Annotated in this window: 16 protein-coding genes; all 16 read right to left on the minus strand. The window is 39.1% G+C overall.

Annotated features, from left to right (window positions below):
* Positions 1 to 25: 25 nt before the first annotated feature.
* The 16 genes from cysQ to DC094_RS06510 all read right to left on the minus strand — a co-directional run bounded on the left by cysQ (position 26) and on the right by DC094_RS06510 (position 20901).
* The gene (gene cysQ / locus DC094_RS06435; RefSeq protein ID WP_241503983.1) at positions 26 to 871 is read right to left on the minus strand and encodes a 3'(2'),5'-bisphosphate nucleotidase CysQ; all 846 of its coding nucleotides are present in this window, start codon (positions 869 to 871) and stop codon (positions 26 to 28) included.
* The gene (gene cysC / locus DC094_RS06440; RefSeq protein WP_116686310.1) at positions 864 to 1487 is read right to left on the minus strand and encodes an adenylyl-sulfate kinase; all 624 of its coding nucleotides are present in this window, start codon (positions 1485 to 1487) and stop codon (positions 864 to 866) included. Before cysC ends, cysQ begins: the two co-directional genes overlap by 8 nt.
* A 10-nt stretch (positions 1488 to 1497) precedes the next feature.
* Positions 1498 to 3243, minus strand: coding sequence for an SLC13 family permease (locus DC094_RS06445; RefSeq protein WP_116686311.1), 1746 nt, complete (start codon positions 3241 to 3243; stop codon positions 1498 to 1500).
* Between the two features lie 10 nt (positions 3244 to 3253).
* Positions 3254 to 4513, minus strand: a complete 1260-nt coding sequence (locus DC094_RS06450; protein WP_116686312.1) for a sulfotransferase family protein — start codon at positions 4511 to 4513, stop codon at positions 3254 to 3256.
* The gene (locus tag DC094_RS06455; RefSeq protein ID WP_158527241.1) at positions 4510 to 6534 is read right to left on the minus strand and encodes a glycosyltransferase family 2 protein; all 2025 of its coding nucleotides are present in this window, start codon (positions 6532 to 6534) and stop codon (positions 4510 to 4512) included. Before DC094_RS06455 ends, DC094_RS06450 begins: the two co-directional genes overlap by 4 nt.
* A gap of 346 nt (positions 6535 to 6880) precedes the next feature.
* Complete coding sequence (gene galU / locus DC094_RS06460; protein ID WP_116686314.1) at positions 6881 to 7807, minus strand: UTP--glucose-1-phosphate uridylyltransferase GalU; 927 nt, start codon at positions 7805 to 7807, stop codon at positions 6881 to 6883.
* Position 7808: 1 nt separating this feature from the next.
* Positions 7809 to 9260, minus strand: a complete 1452-nt coding sequence (locus DC094_RS06465; RefSeq protein WP_116686315.1) for a WcbI family polysaccharide biosynthesis putative acetyltransferase — start codon at positions 9258 to 9260, stop codon at positions 7809 to 7811.
* Positions 9253 to 9990, minus strand: a complete 738-nt coding sequence (locus tag DC094_RS06470) for a sulfotransferase family 2 domain-containing protein (protein ID WP_116686316.1) — start codon at positions 9988 to 9990, stop codon at positions 9253 to 9255. Before DC094_RS06470 ends, DC094_RS06465 begins: the two co-directional genes overlap by 8 nt.
* Before the next feature lie 10 nt (positions 9991 to 10000).
* Positions 10001 to 12766 (minus strand): glycosyltransferase, encoded by a 2766-nt coding sequence (locus DC094_RS06475; RefSeq protein WP_116686317.1) that lies wholly within the window; start codon positions 12764 to 12766, stop codon positions 10001 to 10003.
* A 69-nt stretch (positions 12767 to 12835) separates the two neighbouring features.
* The gene (locus DC094_RS06480) at positions 12836 to 14230 is read right to left on the minus strand and encodes a phosphohexomutase domain-containing protein (RefSeq protein WP_116686318.1); all 1395 of its coding nucleotides are present in this window, start codon (positions 14228 to 14230) and stop codon (positions 12836 to 12838) included.
* A 17-nt stretch (positions 14231 to 14247) separates the two neighbouring features.
* Positions 14248 to 15669, minus strand: coding sequence for a mannose-1-phosphate guanylyltransferase/mannose-6-phosphate isomerase (locus tag DC094_RS06485; RefSeq protein WP_206605594.1), 1422 nt, complete (start codon positions 15667 to 15669; stop codon positions 14248 to 14250).
* Entirely contained in the window at positions 15662 to 16735 is a 1074-nt protein-coding gene (gene rfbB, locus DC094_RS06490) for a dTDP-glucose 4,6-dehydratase (protein ID WP_116686319.1), read from the minus strand. Before rfbB ends, DC094_RS06485 begins: the two co-directional genes overlap by 8 nt.
* 2 nt (positions 16736 to 16737) lie before the next feature.
* Entirely contained in the window at positions 16738 to 17637 is a 900-nt protein-coding gene (gene rfbD / locus DC094_RS06495; protein ID WP_116686320.1) for a dTDP-4-dehydrorhamnose reductase, read from the minus strand.
* Positions 17634 to 18200, minus strand: coding sequence for a dTDP-4-dehydrorhamnose 3,5-epimerase (rfbC, locus tag DC094_RS06500; RefSeq protein WP_116686321.1), 567 nt, complete (start codon positions 18198 to 18200; stop codon positions 17634 to 17636). The genes rfbD and rfbC overlap by 4 nt, the downstream gene beginning before the upstream one ends.
* A gap of 21 nt (positions 18201 to 18221) precedes the next feature.
* Positions 18222 to 19130, minus strand: a complete 909-nt coding sequence (rfbA, locus tag DC094_RS06505) for a glucose-1-phosphate thymidylyltransferase RfbA (protein WP_116686322.1) — start codon at positions 19128 to 19130, stop codon at positions 18222 to 18224.
* 76 nt (positions 19131 to 19206) lie between these two features.
* Positions 19207 to 20901, minus strand: coding sequence for a polysaccharide biosynthesis/export family protein (locus DC094_RS06510; protein ID WP_116686323.1), 1695 nt, complete (start codon positions 20899 to 20901; stop codon positions 19207 to 19209).
* Between the last annotated feature and the right edge of the window lie 105 nt (positions 20902 to 21006).

Here is a 21006-nt window from a genome sequence, read left to right on the forward strand (position 1 = left end):
AACAATACCAAAAATTAATCTTTAATTATTTACTTAAAGAAATGAACGTTGACTGCCATTTTTCACTAACAGGCCCACAGACAATAAAGAAAGGGTTTAATAATTCTTCTTTCTGCCCATACATAAGAGGCAATAATTCATCAGATGTTTTTGTAGGAGCAAGTACCTGACCACCAGCAATTTCCACTATTGCTTGCGCAGCACCAGTGTCCCATTCACAGGTCAGTGCCAAACGTGGATACAAGTGAGCAGCACCCTCAGCAACAAGGCATAATTTAAGAGAACTACCCATAGAGACAGTTTCTACATCACCCAACTGCTCTGCAAATTTCTCCAGCGCTTCAGCACCATGGCGACGAGAACCAACAATCTTCCAAACTTCACTTTCTTTGGGTGCATCAGCAACAGAAATTTTCTGAGCAGGTTGCAAGCCATCTTGGCGAAAAGCCCCCATAGATTGCTCAGCAAAATACAAACGGTCCAGCGGCGGACAATACACAACCCCTAAAACAGCCTTACCATTTTCGATCAGTGCAATATTGACCGTAAATTCATCATTTTTATTAATAAACTCTTTAGTACCATCTAAAGGGTCAATTAACCAATAAATACCCCAGTCTTTACGTTGCTGCCAATCAACACCATCCGCTTCACCAGACTCTTCAGACAAGCATGGGTAACTACTCATCTTTTTTAGCCCATCAACAATAATATGATGCGCGGCTAAGTCAGCTTCGGTTAAAGGGCTGGTATCTGATTTTTCGTACTGTTTAAAATCTGTTTGATAAATTTCCATAATGGCTTGCCCTGCTTGCTGGGCAATCGCAATCACATCATCTACAAAAGCAACCATTTCACTTGGTTTAGGCACAACACTTCTCCCTGTGCGTTTTCAAATAGCCATTCTTATCTAAATAATCAATGACCTGGTCAGCAGCATCTTCAATAGAAATATTGCTATTTAAAATAGTTATTTCAGGGATTTGTGGTGCTTCATAAGGTGAGTCAATACCAGTGAAATTTTTGATTTCTCCTGCTCTGGCTTTTTTGTAAAGTCCTTTTGGATCACGCTTTTCGCACTCTTCAATTGAAGTATCGATAAAAACTTCAATAAACTCATGCTGCTGCAACATACGCCTAACCGCAGCACGATTATCACGGAATGGAGAAATAAAAGCGGTTAAAACAATTAAGCCAGCATCGACCATTAAGTTCGCGACTTCTCCAACCCGACGGATATTTTCGTTACGATCTGCATCGCCAAACCCAAGATCACCGCATAAACCATAACGAACATTATCTCCATCCATTAAATAGGTGTGGTGATAAAGCTCTGCCAATTTGTGTTCTACAGCACCAGCAATGGTTGATTTCCCCGATCCGCTCAAGCCAGTAAACCACAACAGGCAAGGGCGCTGTTTCTTCATTGCTGCACGGTGCGCTTTATCAACAGGGTGTTGATGCCAAACAATATTCTTTTTTTCCATAACTAACTCTTTAAAAGGGCCAAACCACCGGGATTAACATCAGAGAAATTGATGCAGTAAGCACACTCAGAGGGAAGCCCAACTTGAAGTAATCGGTAAACTGGTAGCCTCCAGGCCCCATAACCATCAAGTTTGTTTGGTAACCCGTAGGTGTTAAAAAACTGGTTGAAGCTGCAATCATTACTGCAACGGCAAAAGGTAGAGGGCTCACCACTGCAGATGCGGCAGCAGACAACGCCACAGGCAGCATAATGATTGCTGCAGCATTATTACTGATGATTTCAGTCAAGATCAGCGTTAATAAATAAACCATAATCAACAAATGCATAGGTTGATCACCAACAAGCAATAACAGTGTTGTGACTTGGGCTGCCAATCCTGAATCTGAAAATGCAGCGCCAAGCCCAAGTGCACAAAAAATCACGGCTAAAACTTTATAATCTATAGCTTTACTGGCTTCTTCAAATGAAATACAACCTGAAACAATCATTAAAACACTGGCAACAATAGAAGCTTTAAAAATACTCAATACGCCGAAAGCACTTAAAACAAGCATCAGAGAAAAAACCAGCAGAGAAATAACACTTTTAGTTGCATCAACTTGGGGGCTGTCTGTCAGTTTGCTCACCAGTAAAAAATCACTGCTATTTCTATAGCGAAATAAAAAACCTTTTTGAGATTCTATTAACAAAGTATCACCTGCTCGCAGGGTAATATCACCTAAGCGGCCTGCAAGGCGCTGCCCATGGCGACATACACTAAGAACAACTGCACTATATCTATGGCGAAATCGCGCTTGTTTAAGCGTACTTCCAACAATCGGATTAGAGGGCGAGATGACCGCTTCAAAAAGCCTGCGTTCTGAGCGGTTACCTTCCAGTTTAAAGCGATAGTCATCCGCAATAACCAGACCATGGATATTTTGCAGACCAAGCACAGAGTCTGGACTACCTGCAAAAATCAAACGATCACCACCTTCAAGCACCGTTTTTGGGCTAACCGCTGTCAGAATTTGCTCACGCTTATGGACCTCAACCAGAAACATTCCAGGTAAGTTTCTTAAGCCTGCTTCAATAATATTTTTCCCCACCAACTCGCTTTGAGGCAGTATCAACATCTCAACCATATATTCCCGCGTATGATCAAAAGTTTCTGTTGAGCCATCACGATTTGGCAGAATTAAATGAGAGAAAAAATGCAAATACAACCAACCTGAAATTGCAATTGGAACACCAACCCAAGCAATTTCAAACAGGTCAAATTTATAATTAACAGCACTCTGAACCATGCCATCCACCAACAAATTGGTGCTCGTTCCAATCAGCGTGCAGGTCCCGCCAAGAATCGACGCATAGCTAATAGGCAATAACCACTGGGAGGGTGATATGGAAAACCTTCTGGCATGCCCCTGCACTACATGCGTCAACATGGCTACAACTGGGCTGTTATTAACCACTGCGCTTAATATCGAAGTAAAAATTAGTACCCGCTTTGGTACATAACATTTTTTGGGGCTGTGCATAAAATAACGAGCAAGCAATCTGGTCGCACCAGTATTTCCAAGCGCTGCAACAACCACATACAATGCAGCCAAAGTAACTAATACCGGGTTGGCAGCCTGACTAATCAGCGATTCGCTATTTGGGTACAAAAGCAACAAACTGACAAAGGCAAATACAAACCCTTTTACTGGCATTACACGGCCACTAACCAATGCCATTAGCAATACAGCAGTAATAATACTTACAACTAACACATCCAGCCCCTTAAATACCTTGCACTTCTGTAAGTTGCTGCCCAGTTTTCTTTATAACAACTCGAATGTTTTTCCTGTCACAAGCATCAGGAAATTTAAAAGTAAAACCAACAAAGCCAGAACGAGGCACAGCATAACGCTTCATTGCTGGTTTAATTAGAGACGCAGTACAATCACCCAAGTGAACTTGGCCTTGGCCTTTATCATGAAAAACACTTAACTCAACTGGCTTATCTGAATCTGCCCAATATGCAAGCCCTGAAACCTGATCTTTGGTCGGCTTATCAATAAAACCATAACACCAGGGCACCCCTCGATTGGTTAATTCAGTTCGTTGCGCCAGCAAGTCCTTACAAAGCTGGTACAACTCAAAGTCTCTCGTATTATTTTCTTTAATAAGTTCAACTAACGGTTGTGAGACAGCTACTTTTTTATCTTCTGGAATAACATTAAGTCGTTTACCTTTAATGTTTGTTTTATAAGATTTATTAAAAATCTCCAAGCTTGAATCATAAGCTTCAGTCAGCCCAACAAATCCAATCAACTGAACCGGCACTCCACCTAAAAATCGGCTTTGTAAATTTTTAAAACCCTGTTGATTAATAAAGGTTTCAACCGAAGCAGAATAATCATAATGCAGCCGATAGTGGTTAAAATGTGATAAAACCTGCTCTACCGGATGACGAACAAAACTGACAATATCTTTGGCAGGAAATACATCCATCATCGATGCCAGGTGAACATGCCCGGTATAAAGCCCGACACCTTGGCGCTGCATATTAAGGTAAATTTCATACTGCTGTTTTTTATTCAGCAACATTTCATGAACAATTTTCGAAGTTTCTGGTGATTTTTTACCGTAATTTTTAATTACTGCATCATTACCAAAATAATCAGCTGCAGCTCTTTTAAAGCTAGTGCCTGCAGTTTTTGGTATATGCACAAAAAACAAAGGCCTATGATGGTTTACAGCATTACATTTTTTCCCCAAATAGCTAACACTACATTTTTTATCTACCCAGCAAGAAATATCATAAGAAAATCCACACAAACCAGTCCTATGCCGAGAAACCCGCCGCACATCAGGGCGATAAATATCTGAATGAATCACAACCTGATCGGTGCTCGAGGCTATTTTAATCATCGACCCGGCTAAATCATCCAATGACTCAACCCAACCACGAATCAATTGATTATTCGCCTGGTCTACATGACACGAAGGCTCGACATCAGGGCTAATCTTGGCGAATAACTTGCTACCTAACTTCATATCGAAAAATCTTCTCTGGAACGGGTTAAATTAGGGTTATAAAAAGGGTCATTTGCTAGCTGATATCCCCAGCGAGACAACAATAATGATTTTTCCTTGTCGAATCGCTGTTGCTTTTCTGGCGAATTATCATCACCACGAGTTTTTGATTCATGGTGAAGCAGCTCAGCATAAGGAGTGTAAATATTTTTGTAGCCTTTTTGCTGCACCCGCAAACAAAAATCGACATCATTGTAAGCCACTACAAAAGCTTCATCTAAACCACCAACTTCCTCATATATTTCTTTACGAATAACCAGGCAAGCCGCAGTTACTGCAGATAGTTGCTGACGAATTTGGGCTCGGCAAAAATAACCTGGCTGGCTATTATCTAGCCCACGGTGAGAATGCGCAGCATAACCACCTAAACCAAGAATCACCCCAGCGTGCTGAATTGTATTATCGGGATACAATAATTTGGCACCCACGCAACCAGTCGTTGGTCTGATTGCCAAAGAGACCATTTCTGATAGCCAATCACTGTTAGTTATTTCTATATCATTATTTAACAGGCAAACTAATTCGCCATCCGCATGAGCTACAGCGTGGTTGTTAATTCGAGAGTAATTAAACCCCCCATCATCACGAATAACTTTAAAACTGGATTTACTTGAAAGCATAGAGAGATATTTAAGCGTTTCTGGTTCAACAGAACCATTGTCCAAAACTATCACCTCATAATTTTCATAAGCTGTTTTAGTAATTAAAGTTTCAATACACGGTTTCAATACTTCCAAGCCATCGCGGGTAGGGATAATAATGGAAACCAGAGGTAACTGCTGGGGAAGGGCATAATCAACCTTATAAAAATTGGTTCTGTCTGCATGGCAAACCATGGCATTGGAATCATATTTATGTATATGGTCAGTTAATGCTTTTAATCCTGCTTCTGTGGCGTAATTTTTTGCTCCCGCATCGCTTGCGGTAGAGCCTTCTACCATTCTCCAATGGTACAGCACCTTAGGAATATGAATAATATTCTCAGCGCCAACAACTTCAGATGCACGAAGAATCAAATCATAATCTTGTGCACCTTCATAACCTAGGTGCATGCCGCCTAGCTTATCTAATAGTGTTTTTTCATAGCAACATAAATGGGTAACGTAATTATGTGACCGAAGTAGTTCAATGTTCCAGTCACTTTTAAAATGGGGGGCAATCCTTTCTCCAGCTTCCGACATTAAGTCTTCGTCGGAGTAAAATACTTTTGCTTGAGGGTTTTCTGCTATTGACAAAGCCAGTTCATTTAATGCTTGGGGAGCAAGCATATCATCATGGTCAAGAAATAATAAAAAATCACCGGTCGATTTTTGAATACCGCTATTAGTCGCAGCACAAATATGACCATTTTTCTCTCGATGAACAATTACTAGACGGTCATCATCTAATGCATGCCATTTTTTTAAACAACTTAAGCTCTCAAGCGAGTTAGATGCATCATCGACAATAATCAATTGCCAGTTAGCATAATTCTGCGCCACAACAGAATTAAAACAAGCGTCTAACCAAGCGGGTTCTGCATTGTAAGTAGGCACTATAATAGAAAATAAAATAGAACAGCTGTCGCTTTTATCACGCCATAACTCTGGCTCTTGGTTGACGATCCAATTTAGATAGCCCGTTGGCATGGGTGAATTTTCAAATAATTTATCATAGTCAGCGTATATAGCTTTAACATTCACATTGCAGTTAACAATGCTTGCGCTTTTATTGAAGTTTCGTAGCTTTTTTAACATCAAACGCTTGGCATATATAGAATGTAATTTTACCAATTTAAAATCGACATTACTTGCCAAGTGTGCTTTTACACCAAAATTACTAACCGATTCACTCTTTACCTCACTCACAGACCAATATATTGTTTCAGCCGCATTCGGGAAATAGCATATCCGTTTAAAAATTTGTGGTTGAGTAGCGGTAGCACCAATAGACAATTTAAAAAATTCATTGTCGTTTTCTTCATCTGTAAAAAAATAATTCAAAGTCGATACTGGGCAGCTTACCACAGTCACTTCTAGCATATAGTAGCCAAGAAGCGAGGCTGGCAAAGGGTTCGCTAGTTCAAAAGCACACACCTTATTTCTATAACAAACATTTCGCTTTAACTTATTTTTTTTTATATTTGATATTTTTTCGTCAAGATCAGCAAGCTCAATTTTTTTTTCACGCTGAAAACTCAAATAAAACGAACAGTAGAACCAACGCTTACAGCTAGAAATTACGTCCTTAAAAAAACACATACCACTCTCAATAGAAAACAACTTAACAAACTATTTATAATAAAAAACCATCACATTGCTAGCGATTCAAAGTCTTGTTTATAAACATTTAAATAGACACCTTCTTATCAAGTTCTTTTCGTCGATGCATTGTCTTCTGGTTATGCTTATACATAAAATCAGCCATTGCTTGGCTAACATCTGGATGACGCAAACCATACTCCATATTGGCTAGCATATAACCTGCCTTACTACCGCAATCATGGCTTTTACCGACCATTGAATAGGCCTCTACGTTTTCAAACTCCATCAGCGTTGATATTGCATCGGTTAGCTGAATTTCATCGCCAGCGCCGGGTTTTGTTGTATCGAGAATATCCCAAATAGCCGCAGACAATACATAACGACCTACAACCGCAAGGTTAGAGGGTGCATCTTTTAAAGCAGGCTTTTCAACCATACCAGCCATATCCACTGCTTGGCCAGGTTGAATATTTTTACCGCCGCAATCAACAATCCCATAATTAGAAACAAGCGCCTCAGCTACACCCTCAACCATAATTTGGCTCTTGGCATTTTCTCGAAAACGGTTAATCATATCGGCTAAATTATCTTTCGATAAGTCACATGCTGCATCATCTACCAACACATCCGGTAGCAATACAATAAAAGGGTTATTGCCAATACAAGGTCGCGCACACGAAATAGCATGCCCTAATCCCTTAGCTTCTCCTTGGCGCACATGCATAATCGTTACGCCTTTCGGACAAATAGCACGCACCTCATCTAGCAACTGACGCTTAACTCGCGCTTCAAGGGTCGCTTCTAATTCAAAACTCTTATCGAAATGATCTTCAATCGAGTTTTTACTAGAATGTGTCACCAATACAATTTGTTTAACGCCTGCCGCAATTGCTTCATTAACCACATATTGAATTAATGGTTTATCAATAATCGGCAACATTTCTTTTGGTATTGCCTTTGTTGCTGGGAGCATTCGAGTCCCAAGGCCTGCTACGGGTATAATGGCTTTCATATTAGTATATTGAATCTCCCTGTTGAACCTGAGACCAATGATTGACTTTTTTATGTGACAAATCATTAACCAAATCAAAATATGGTTTTAACTCAGACTGAGGGATACATTCCACACCATCATCAATTAATTGATTAAAAACACCTGGGCCAGATACTTCCCACACATTATTACTAAACTTCTTTGAGACATTCTCAAGAATCATCAAAAAGACTTTATAAATATCTTCATTTTTAGAAGGTGTAGCAATAAAACCATTCCATATGGCACCATGCCACTTCTTCATCAATATCAAATTGTATTTATCACTCAGAAGTTCCTTTAGAGGAAGGATGCACCTTGTCGCAGCATCAACGTATACACCACCATTCAAATATGTATATGCAACTCGAAACACATCAGACTGCATAGCTGGTATTTTTATACTCTCGAAAACAGCAGCCAAATCCTTGCCGAAATTATCCATCATAAATACGATCGCATCAGATCTAGTATATAAACAATAATTAAAATCTGGATTTAGATCCTTCCACGTTCCCATCAGTTCTGATATTTCAGTTGGAACCGTATCAGAATTCCAATATTGAACAATTGTCTTAGGGATAAAAAAAGATGTCTGCTTTTTGACTTGAGATGATATATTATAAAGTTTGTAGAAGTCACTGACTAAATCATAATCATTCCTAAAGTGAACTCCAGACATTTGGGCGTTTAAAACATTCCCCACCCTGAACCCCATACCTTTATGATAAGTCTCACCTTCTTTCCTGTCCTCTAAGCTTAAAGGAATGAACGGCCCTAGGGGTTCTCCGATAGAGTAAGTATCTTCAACGCTTAGACCTAGGTGTTTTAGAATACGAGATGAATATTCAATTAACAGCAATGAAGTTGGGTGGTTAAATGTATGAAATAATCTTTCAGTCGCATAATTCTCAATGATATAATCAACAACTTTAACATCAACCCGAAGCTCTCTATTTTTCAGTTCAGAAATGGATTGCTCAATCGCTACCATAGAAATACTTTCAAGATAGTTATGACTAGACAATATTTGCTTACACTCAGTCAATCCTACTCCGTACATCCAGTTTTTATAAATAGTCTTATTATGGTATTCCCCCATAGGCCCCTGTAGCGTTGACCTACAAGGATCTCTATAATAAAACCAATCTACATCATAAATCTGGGCATATAAATTTATTATACTTATCACTTTGTTTTTGTATTTATTTTTTAATGCAGTAGTCCTAACAAATCCACAAGGGTATGAATCTGCCACAAGCTGAGTCACAATTACATCAGCAGTATCGAATATTTGAGCGTACTTCTCTTCATCCTCAAGATTAAGTAGATGAACAATAGCCACACCGACAATATTAATCCGCTCATTAGCCCCCATTATTTCTGCCAAAGGCCTCGCTTGGCAGTTACCTACAATCGCAACTTTAAGCATAGTTTCTTTCCGTCTTCAAATAAGAATATAACGTCAAATCGTCCTCATTAATTGCAATCACTTTTTCAAAAATAGAATCGCCAACATTGCGTTTAAAATCAGACATTTTATCTTCTATAGATTTTGATACCCTAGATACATTCTTTTCCACCACCTCCAAAGAAGTACCTTTTAAATCCGTTGCATTCAATAGATCCTCAAGACGCTTCAACGAGGCTGCATAATCACCCACGTCACCCACGAAAGCTAGCTCATCAATGGCACGCTTAGAGCGCTCAAGCTCAGAGCCTGCATCAGGAGTAAACATTGTCATGAATCTTTCGATATGAAAATTACGACACTGCCTGTCATGAGATAGCGATAAGCGTATTTCAATATAACCCGCCAGGTCAGTATTTCTGGCTAAAACAGAACCAAAACCATTACCACCTTGTTTCTTCTCAAAGGAATAAGCAGATATAATGCGATCAATTGGATGACGCATAAAAATAACAGGGATTATATTTACACCTTCAATTTTCGGCACGGGAAAAATAGCAGTATGAGACGAAAAGCATTTTGCTTGTGGATTATCAATTATCCATTGTTTAAGCTGCTGTCTATTTAGCGCCTGATTTAATGGGAATTCTTTTGTTACCCACTCATCACCCTTGAAGTTATCTTTGAAAGACTCGTCAAGTGAAGTGCCGGCATTTTTAAATAAATGGTAATGTAATATTACGGTTCTCATATTTCTTACTCTACTTTGTATAAATGCCAACAAACTCAAATACTTTACGCATCATTTCAATGCCCCTATCTTCACTGTACATTTCTTCTACTAGTATTTTAGAATTCTCTGCGAATTTATCCCAAAGAACCTCATCTTGGCAAAGCTCAAAAACACCTTCAGCCATTTTCTTCGGGTCGTCTTGAATCCATGCGCTGATTTTATGACTCAAGCCTGTTGCTTCAGCCGCAACTGACGTTAGCACCTGAGGTGCGCCATAAGACATTGCCTCTAGAACTTTACCCTTGATTCCCGCTCCAGATAATAGCGGTGCAACAATCACTTTATGGTTATGGAAAACATCATCTAGATTTTTAACAAAACCAACCACAACTATGTTCTCAGAGGCTAACGCTTCAATTTCTTCTGAAGGGTTACTGCCATAAATATAGAATTTAAGATCGGGTTCTTTTTTAATCAGTAAAGGCATGACATTTGCTGCAAAGTATTTTACGGCTTCAACATTCGGGTGATGATTAAAGCCACCAAGGAATGCGATATCTTTACGCTGTTCAAAGCTCTTGCCTGCTTCTTTATCGGTTAGTACCCAAGGACAGCGAAAGATATTATCAGCTCGTAAATTATGCGAAAGAATCACGGCATGTTCTGTTTCGTTATAACTTAAAATAGCATCAACATCGTTCATTACCGCCAATTCTTTTGAGCGAGTTTCTAAAGCTTGCTCAACAGAATATTCGCCCGTTGTTCCCGCAGCACGAAGTTCACGCAAAAAATGTAAGTCGGCATTATTGAATACGACTTTCGCTTGGGTTCTGGCACGTATACTTTTAAGGTATTTTTCTGCAACGGAATAACGGGTGATATAAATTACATCAAATTCTTGAATGCGCTTCTCTATTACATCAAATACCGAGTTATAAAAAGGCGCGTATAATACTTCAATACCCTCTCTCTGGAGTTCACGAGAAAGTTTTCCCATGTGTGCCATATTCTCAGGTACAAATGTTACTTTCATCCCTAGCTTTTGCAGTAGTTTAATTTCTTGAATTGCAGCATAACTACCTGCGTCAGCATGCTGATCAGGTGTGGCATAATCGATAACAAGAACACGATGATCAATATTACGATCTTTATTAATTAATAAATCAATGCCTTCTGTGCCGTTATTTTTATACTCTTTAAACCATTTTACCTTAAACTTTGACTCATTAATTTCTTGGTAGCGCTTCAGGCCCTTTTTAACATCTTTACCGTGGCTCTGCCCTTCAAAATGAACAACTTGAGACATTGGGCAGTAAACAGTTTTGAATCCTTTATCTCTTACCTTGAACGCTATGTCGGTATCTTCGTAATAGCAAGGTGCATACTCTGCACTAAATCCATTTACCAGATCCCATACCTTTCTACTGATACACATTGCTGCGCCAGTTAAATAATCAACTTCGCGTGTATAGTTAAATTCAGGGGCTAATGGGTTATAACCGTTACCAACATTCCAAGGCTGACCTGAGCCCCAAATAATACCGCCTGCTTCCTGCAGAGTGCCATCTAAATTAAGCAGTTTACTGCCTGTTAGGCCTATATTTTTATCTTTCTTGATAGGTGTTACTAATTCATCTAACCAATAACTCGTGACTTCGGTATCGTTGTTTAACATAACGATAAAGTCACCTTTTGCATAAGTGGCTGCGTTATTACAACTGCGTAAAAACCTTAAGTTCTCTGGATTCTTGATATGAACAACATTTTTGATAACATCACAAATGTTAATGGTTTCGTCTGTTGAACAATCATCAGCGACAATCACTTCATAACTAGTCTTGTTATACGACAATATAATTGAAGCGATTGAATGATAGGTTAATTCAAATTTATTATAGGCTGGTATGATTATCGATACTTCTGGGTTTTCATGTTTTGGTAATATCAAATTTGGAAAGTCTTTGCGATCTAGCCAACCTTTAACGACGACATCATGAGCGACTAATACATTTGAAATATCTACAGTGGCATTGCTAGATTTTTCTAACTCGCTCATTTGAAATCGTAAAGACTCATATCTGCTTTTTGACTGCGCCGATAATCCCATAAAACCAGGTTCATTATATGAGTTTTTCAGATATTGCCAGGGGGTTAAAATTCCTGTTAGCTTTCTATTGTCAGTCCAAAGTGCAAAGGGGTAGCCCTCAACACCCACCGAAATTAAGTGGTAGCTATCATCGAACAACTTCACTGGCATTGGTATACTTAAACTGTTGCGTCCTTTTTTCAGTTCAACATCGTAGGTAGCAACAACCAACCCTCGCTCTTGAATTATTATTGTTTTAATGCCTTCGTATTTTTCAGAAAAAATACTTCCAACCAAGTGGCAGCTTTCAAAATTATCAACACCGAGCCAAAACTTACCATCTACTGCTTCAATATTAACTACTGTATCTTTAGCTACGGCACTGTTGATTTTTAATCGTATTTTACTTCCTGTTTTTTCTTTTAAGGCTTCATCGATAGCCATTCTAAAACCACTGTAGCCATCAGAAATACCTGACTTTTCTAAATCTTTTCGATACATGTCGGCTTTAGCTAAACCATAATGTTTCCCATCAACGTTCAGGGACACATAAGTGCCATTTTCATCTGCATTTGGATCATGCGCCCAGCCAGTTACAAAACCTGCCTCTATTGTATCTATACAACCAATTACTTCCTGGATCTCTTTTTGTTCTTTTTGTTTTTGAAAGCCCGTAATCTTCTTTGCCCGCTTTAACAAACTACTCATTTAACTAGCCACCATTCACACACTTAAGAAATAAAAATAAAAAACACATGTTTGCTCTTATTAGTCAAACTAAACTTGCTCCTGCAATCTATTATTATTTGTTTTTATTACTTGTGTTATTTCATTGGTTTTATTTTTAAGCAACAAACAATCATTCTTCGATTCAATATTTAATCGCAACAAAGATTCAGTATTTGATTCTCTAATATTAAATCGCCATGTCGGAAAAGCCACTGAAAGCCCATCAGTATGATCTAAAGTGGCACCATCTAACTTGGAGTAATCACTCTCAATTTTCTCAAGCAACAAACTGGCATTGTCAACTTTAAAGTTGATCTCACCTGAACTCGGGAATTTATCTATCCTATCTTTTATGAGTGCTGACAAACCAACTCTTTTTAAACTCAGCAGTTCAGCAATCAAAAGCCATGGAATCATACCACTATCGCAATAGTTAAAGTCTCTAAAATAATGGTGGGCACTCATTTCTCCACCATAAACTGCATCTTCAATTCTCATGCGCTCTTTAATAAACGCATGTCCTGTTTTTGACATAACGGGTTGCCCGCCATACTCCTTGATAATTTCTTCAGTGTTCCAATATACTCTTGGATCATAAATAATTGTTTCATTGCTATTTTTTTTAAGAAAAGCGTCAGCAAGCAATCCTACGATATAATAACCTTCAATAAAATTAGCATTTTCATCAAAGAAAAAGCATCTGTCAAAATCTCCATCCCAAGCTATGCCCATATCTGCGTTATGTTCACGCACAGCATCAGCCGTTACTTGCCTGTTTTCAGGTAATAACGGATTTGGAATTCCATTAGGGAAGCTTGCATCAGGCTGGTGATGAATTTTTATAAAATCGACAGGAATATGAGCTTCAATAAAATAGCTTTCCAATTCATCTATCACGTGACCAGCCGTACCATTCCCTGAATTGACAACTATCTTCAAGGGAGTAATATTTTCAACATTTACATATGTTAATAGATGTTTTGCATAATCTTTTAAAATTGATTTTTTTTTGTAACTTCCAAATCTTATGTTTTCTTTCCATTTATTTTCTTCAGCCAGCAACTTGATTTCATCCAAGCCTGTATCGCGGCTAATGGGCCTAGACTTTTCCCTAACTAGCTTCATTCCATTAAAATTGATTGGATTGTGTGATGCAGTAACCATAATGCCACCATCCATATTTAAATGGCTAGTTGCATAATAAATCTCTTCTGTACCCACCATTCCAATATCAACTATATTGCACCCTGAATCTTGCAATCCTTTAGCTAGTGCAAGCTTCAAGGGCTCACTAGTTTCACGGGCATCAGAGCCAACAACAACATTCTGGCAATTTAAATATTGTGCATAAGCTCTGCCAATTCTATACGCAATATCTTCATTAAGATCTTCTCCCAACTGCCCTCTAATATCATAAGCTTTAAAGCATTTTAATTTTTTCATTTTTACTGGCCTTAGGATTATAGTTGACGACCGTAACGATCTTCATAGCGAACAATATCATCCTCACCCAAGTAACTTCCTGTTTGAACTTCAATCATTTCCAAAGGGATTTTTCCTGGATTTTCAAGTGCATGAACTGTTCCCAGAGGTATGTAAGTTGATTGATTCTCTGTAACTAGTATTGTTCTATCGCCATTCGTAACTTTTGCTGTTCCTGAAACAACTATCCAGTGCTCGGATCTATGATGATGCATTTGAATTGAAAGCTTCTCGCCAGGTTTGACAGTAATTCTTTTTACTTGGTCACGCTCACCATGGTCAATTGAGTCATATTTTCCCCAAGGCCTGTAAACTTCCCGATGCAAATAATGTTCAGAACGCCCTTGATCTTTAAGCATCTGAACTATCTTTTTTACATCTTGATCATTTTTTTTATTCGCAACTAGTACTGCATCTTTAGTTTCAATAATAACAAGGTCTTTAACTCCTACAGCAGCAATTAGTTTTTTTTCAGAGTTTATATAACTATTCTCGCAATCTTGAGTTATTACATCGCCTTTACAAACATTATTATCTTCTGTTTTTTTTGACACATCCCACAAAGCCGACCAAGAACCAACATCGTTCCAACCAGCATCCATTGGCACAACGACTCCCTTTGTCGTTTTTTCCATCACAGCATAATCTATCGATTCAGATGCACATGATATAAAGTGCTTGTTTTGTATTCTTATGAAATCATTATCTACTCTCTTATCTTTCATGCAATTTAAACATGATTCATATATATCTGGTCTAAATAATTTCAGTTCCTCTAAATATCTAGACGCCTTAAACATGAACATTCCACTATTCCAGAAATATTCCCCACTATCTATATACTCTTGAGCTTTTAATAGAGACGGTTTTTCTTCAAACTTTTCAATAGAAAAACCATGTTCGAGTGACTTTCCACGCTTAATATAGCCATAGCCAGTCTCTGCGCTTAATGCCTTAATACCAAATGTTACCATTTGATCATTCATTGCTGATTTATAGCCTTCTTGAACGCTCGCTTCGAAGTCTTTTTGTCGTTCAATTACATGATCAGCAGCAAGAACTAACATCACTGAATCAGGGTTTGTTTCACAGATATGAAAAGCTGCTAACGCTATAGCAGGTGCCGTATTTTTCCCGACGGGCTCTAAGATCATTTGGCATTCTTTATTCAGTTCCCGCATATCTTCTGCAGCAATAAATCGATGCTCTTCATTACAAATCAATAAGCTTGCTGCATTAGTCAAGTTTACTGTTCTATTCACCGTTTCTTGAAGCATGCTACGATCACTAGTTAACTTCAAAAACTGCTTGGGTCGTAATGTTCTGGATAACGGCCATAGTCGTGAACCGTTACCGCCAGCCATAATTACTGGTATAATTTCAGATGCAACCTTAGTCATTAATGCTATCCCACCAGCCATTATTATTAACACACCATTCAATAGTCTTTTCAATGCCCGTTTTAAAAGATTCTTTAGGCGAATATCCCAATTCTGAATTGGCCTTGCTAGCATCTATCGCGTAACGTCGGTCATGACCTGCGCGATCATCAACATATTTAATTAAATTTTCTGAACAGTTATCTTCAGCTGACATTGCATTTTGATATTTTATTTTCAGCTCAGGACAATCTGAAAACCTTTTATTAACTAATTGACAAATTAAATTAACAATATCGATATTAAACCATTCATTATGGCCACCAATATTGTAACTCTCACCTACCACACCTTTATTCAACACCAAATCAATGCCACAGGCATGGTCTTCAACATATAGCCAATCGCGAACCTGCTTGCCATCACCATAAATAGGTAGCGATTTATCTTCTAAAATATTGGTAATCACAAGGGGAATTAATTTTTCAGGGAAATGGTATGGGCCGTAGTTGTTGGAGCAATTACTGATAGTAGTCTGCAGGCCATAGGTTTCTTGATAGGCTCGAACCAGGTGATCACTTGCGGCTTTACTGGCGGCATAAGGCGAGTTAGGCGCATATGGCGTGGTTTCTTTAAATGGAGGATCTTCTGGCTCTAGCGTGCCATAGACTTCATCGGTAGAAACATGGTGGAACCGATGATCTGCGCCTTGCAAAACGTCTTCATCTAACCAGACTTTTTTGGCAGCTTTTAACAAGCTATGCGTACCAATAATATTGGTTTCAATAAATGCATCGGGGCCAGTAATTGAGCGATCGACATGAGATTCTGCAGCAAAATGGACAATGGTATCTAATTTGTCATTACGCAGAAGCGCTTCTACCAAACCCGTGTCACAGATATTGCCATGTACAAACTTGAAGTTTTGATTATCTTTTACAGGGTCGAGATTGGCAAGATTCCCTGCATAGGTTAAAGCATCTAACACTACAACCTGATCATGCGGGTATTTGTTCATCCAGTAGTGAACAAAATTACAGCCAATAAAACCGGCGCCACCAGTGACTAATAACTTTCTATGATTCATTTCTAACCATTAACCTTTATTAAATTTTCTAGCATTTCTTCAAGTGCTTGCTGCCAATGCATGCCCTGCTCGCCAAGCAAACAAAGCAGTTTACTTTTATCTAGTACACAACACTGTGGCCGCGCGGCGGGAGTGGGGTAAGCACTTGCTGGAATAGGGCTAACTGGAATGCTCTGCTTCAATATTCCCAGCCTTAAGCCAGCTTGCTGTATGGCAGTAGCAAAGTCATACCAGCTAGCAACGCCATTATCTGTAAAGTGAAATGTGCCAGAAATTGATGTTTCTGCAGATACATCGATAAGCTGCAGCAGTGCTTTTGCCAAATTTGCAGCGTTAGTAGGCGTTCCTATCTGGTCACAGACTACCGATAATGACTCTTTTTCAGACATCAGTTTCAGCATGGTTTTTACAAAATTATGACCATGTACTGAATAGACCCATGCGGTGCGAACAATGCATACCGATGGCAATGCTTCTTTAGCTAAAAGCTCACCTTGTAATTTTGTTTCGCCATAAACCGATAATGGGTTTGGTGTATCTATTTCTAGATAAGGTGCTGTTTTATTGCCATCAAAAATAAAATCAGTAGAAACCTGAATCAATTGGCAGTTATTTTGTTTACAAGCTAACGCCAGGTTATGCGCACCGGTTGCATTAATTGCATAAGCTGTTTCTTTCTCAGATTCTGCTTTATCGACAGCAGTATACGCCGCGGCGTTAATGCAAAAGTCGGGTTGATTTTGTAAAAAATACTGGTCAATCGATAGCTTACAGGTAATGTCTAGCTGCTGGTAATCGGTCGCCAGCACTGAAAACTTCTCTACATATGCTTCACTATTTAATAGCCGCTGTAGTTCATAACCTAACTGACCATCTGCACCAGTAATCAGAATTTTTTTCATACTTGCCACACACCATCTATGAAACAACCCGCACCACTAAAGTTTGTCCCGGTTGCATCTTTTTCAGATAATTGTGGTAACTCACCATTAACCAACGGCCATTCAATGGCTAATTCAGGATCATCCCAGGCAATACTCAAATCGTATTCTGGTGAATAATAATTAGTGCATTTATATTGAAAATCGGCAATATCTGAAATTACATAAAAGCCATGAGCAAAACCTTCCGGCACCCAAAATTGACGTTTGTTTTCTTCAGAAAGCAATACGCCGGCCCATTTTCCATAGGTTGGCGAATCTTTGCGCATGTCAACTGCAACATCAAACACTTCACCACGGGTCACTCGAACTAGTTTTCCTTGGGTATTTTTAGTTTGCAGGTGCAGCCCTCTTAAAATACCTTGTTTGGACCGGCTGTGGTTGTCTTGCACAAATTCTTTATCAATACCTAATGCTGAAAAATCTTCTTTCTGGAAAGTTTCCATAAAGAAGCCACGCTCATCGCCAAACACTTTTGGTTCAATCACAAAAGCGTCACAAAGGCCGACTTCAATTTTTTTCATAACACATGCCTTGAATTAAAGTTAAGCTACGTTGCTAACGCCATGTATAGAGCGGTCGCCTTCTTTAAGAATATTTAATAAATATTCTCCGTAACCACTTTTTTTCAATGGTTTGGCCAGTGCAGCTAATTGGAAATCACTGATAAAACCTTTTCGCCAAGCAATTTCTTCTGGGCAGGCAATTTTCAAACCTTGGCGTTTTTCCATGGTTTCAACAAACATGGCTGCTGACAATAAATCAGAATGGGTACCGGTATCTAACCAAGTTGCACCACGACCTAATTTTTCGACATAGAGTTGTTGCTGCTGTAAGTACACATCATTAACCGATGTGATTTCTAACTCACCACGGGCAGACGGCTTAATACTTTTAGCAATCTCTACCACTTGATTGTCATAAAAATAGAGGCCGGTGACTGCAAAGTTCGATTTAGGTTGAGTTGGCTTTTCTTCAATAGAAAGCGCTCTTCCATACTCATCCAGCTCCACCACACCGTAAGCACGAGGGTCAGCCACACGGTAACCAAATACAGTTGCACCGGTTTCACGTTGTGAGGCCTGATAAAGCAATTCGCTAAACTTATGGCTCCAAAAAACATTGTCGCCCAGAATTAATGCACAAGAGTCTTTACCAATAAATTCTTCACCCAAGATAAATGCTTGTGCCAAACCATCGGGTGAAGGTTGCTCTTTATATTGAATTGATATACCCCATTTTTTACCATCACCAAGTAGCTCTTCATAACGTGGTAAATCATGTGGGGTTGAAATCAGCAGAATTTCTTTAATACCCGCCAACATTAGTGTGCTTAATGAATAGTAAATCATTGGCTTATCATAAATTGGCATTAATTGCTTACTGAATGCCTGAGTCAGTGGGTACAACCGAGTACCTGAACCACCCGCTAAAATAATTCCTTTTCTATTCATTTTTCTGCCTCGTTAAATATTTTCTACAAATCCTGCTATTTTTTTAGTGGTAGTAGCTATTTAAATTAAGCATTATCTACAAACCAACTACTGCGGCGGTACTAATTGCAATTCGATAAACAATTTCGGTAATGTCTTTAGCTAACTGCAGGTTTTTCACATCAACCTGCGGCATAACCAAAATTTCATCACCCGGTTTCATTACGATTTTTTGCTCTGATTGATACCAAGAACTTTCTTTAATTTGAGTGATTCTTCCATTTCGATGCAAAATCAACAATTTTGATTGGTCTGCTTTTTGTGAATATCCGCCCGCATCGGCAACATATTTCTGAATTGGTTTGTTGGTTTGATATTCCAAAGCGTTCGGGAACATCACTTCGCCATGCACTTGTACTAGATTGCTGTTGTCTGGAATAACCAAGCGGTCGCCCTGCTGTAACGTGAGATCACTTTTGGATGGATTGCCGGATAAAATAACTTGGCCAAGCGGCTCAACTAATTTAGCGCGGTCGATAAACTGTAAAATTGATTTAGCATCTTGCGCACGTAATTGTGCTTCACCGCTGGTGCTGCTTCGTGCCGATAGGGTGACTGCCTCTAGACGTTGTAGCGAGGTCAGTAGCATTTCTTTTTGACGCGCTGCCACTGACTTTCGGTAGATGCGTAAATCTTTTAAACTAGATTGCTGGGTAAGCGGTAGCTTTCGTAGCGCGTCGACTAATTTGGCACCATAGGGCAAAACATATTCAGCTTGGCCTGCATGCTCACCTTCAATTTTGACTAAAATATTACCCGGCGCTCGATCTGCAACAATTTCTACTTCATCGCCACTATTCAATTGAATATTTTTTAGATTGCTGGTTGCTAACGCAATATATTCAATTTCAATTTTTTCGGTGGCACTTCGGTTAATTCTTACATGGGAACCTAGCGGCAATTTACCTGACAGCTTTAATGCCTGCGCCAAGGTTAAGTTTTTTCCGATAAATTCAAACTGTGCTGGGTTTTGTACTAAACCAGAAATACTCACCGATGCCTGACGTGATGCAACCATTAACATATCGCCATCATGCAGTTGCAACTGCTTAATTTTACCTTGACGAATAAATTGGTAAAGGTTGAAGCTGGCCAGTTTTCGGTTATTTCGAAGTAGTTGAATGTCTAAATAGCTACCGCTTTGTGGCTGAATGCCACCGGCTTTTTCTAGGTAACTCAATATTGAATCAGAAGATAAACCGCCATATAAACCGGGTTTTTTTACAAAGCCAGTGACAAACAGCTTAACTGGCTGGGTTGCCGCCAAAGTTACATAGGCTTGTACGTTAGACTGGTATACCCGCTTAACCGCCAAATTAACGACTTTATTTAACTCAGCGTTGGTTACCCCAGCTAAATGTACTGGGCCAACTTGTGGCAGAAAAATATTACCTTGTGGGTCAACGGTTAATTCGCTGGCAGCTTCATAAGCGCCCCACATTTGCAGTAATAGCTGGTCGCCGACTGCAATTTGGTAATTGGGGTTAAAGCCTTTAAATGATGCCTTGGCAAAACCACCTGAAAACAGGTTTTGACCAAATACCGGTAATGATGATTGGTTTTGTTCAATTACATTGCGCTGCATTGCCTGTGGTGCTGCGGCAATTGTTGCTGTTGAGTTAGACGAGCTGGCGCTGGCAAAGGCCGGTTGAGTTAAAATGGCAACCAATGCAAACGACAAGCTGGTTAACTGTCGTTTTTTATTTAGCGTTTTTTTTAAACTTTTGAACACAATACATCCTTACATCGTTGTGTTGAATTTCGCTGGGAGCGCAGGCGGCTCGCTTGCGCTCCCAGTGATAAATATTCCTGGCGAGAATGACGAGAAGTAAATAAT

This window comes from Pelagibaculum spongiae, from assembly GCF_003097315.1.
Taxonomy (GTDB): Bacteria; Pseudomonadota; Gammaproteobacteria; order Enterobacterales; family Pelagibaculaceae; genus Pelagibaculum; species Pelagibaculum spongiae.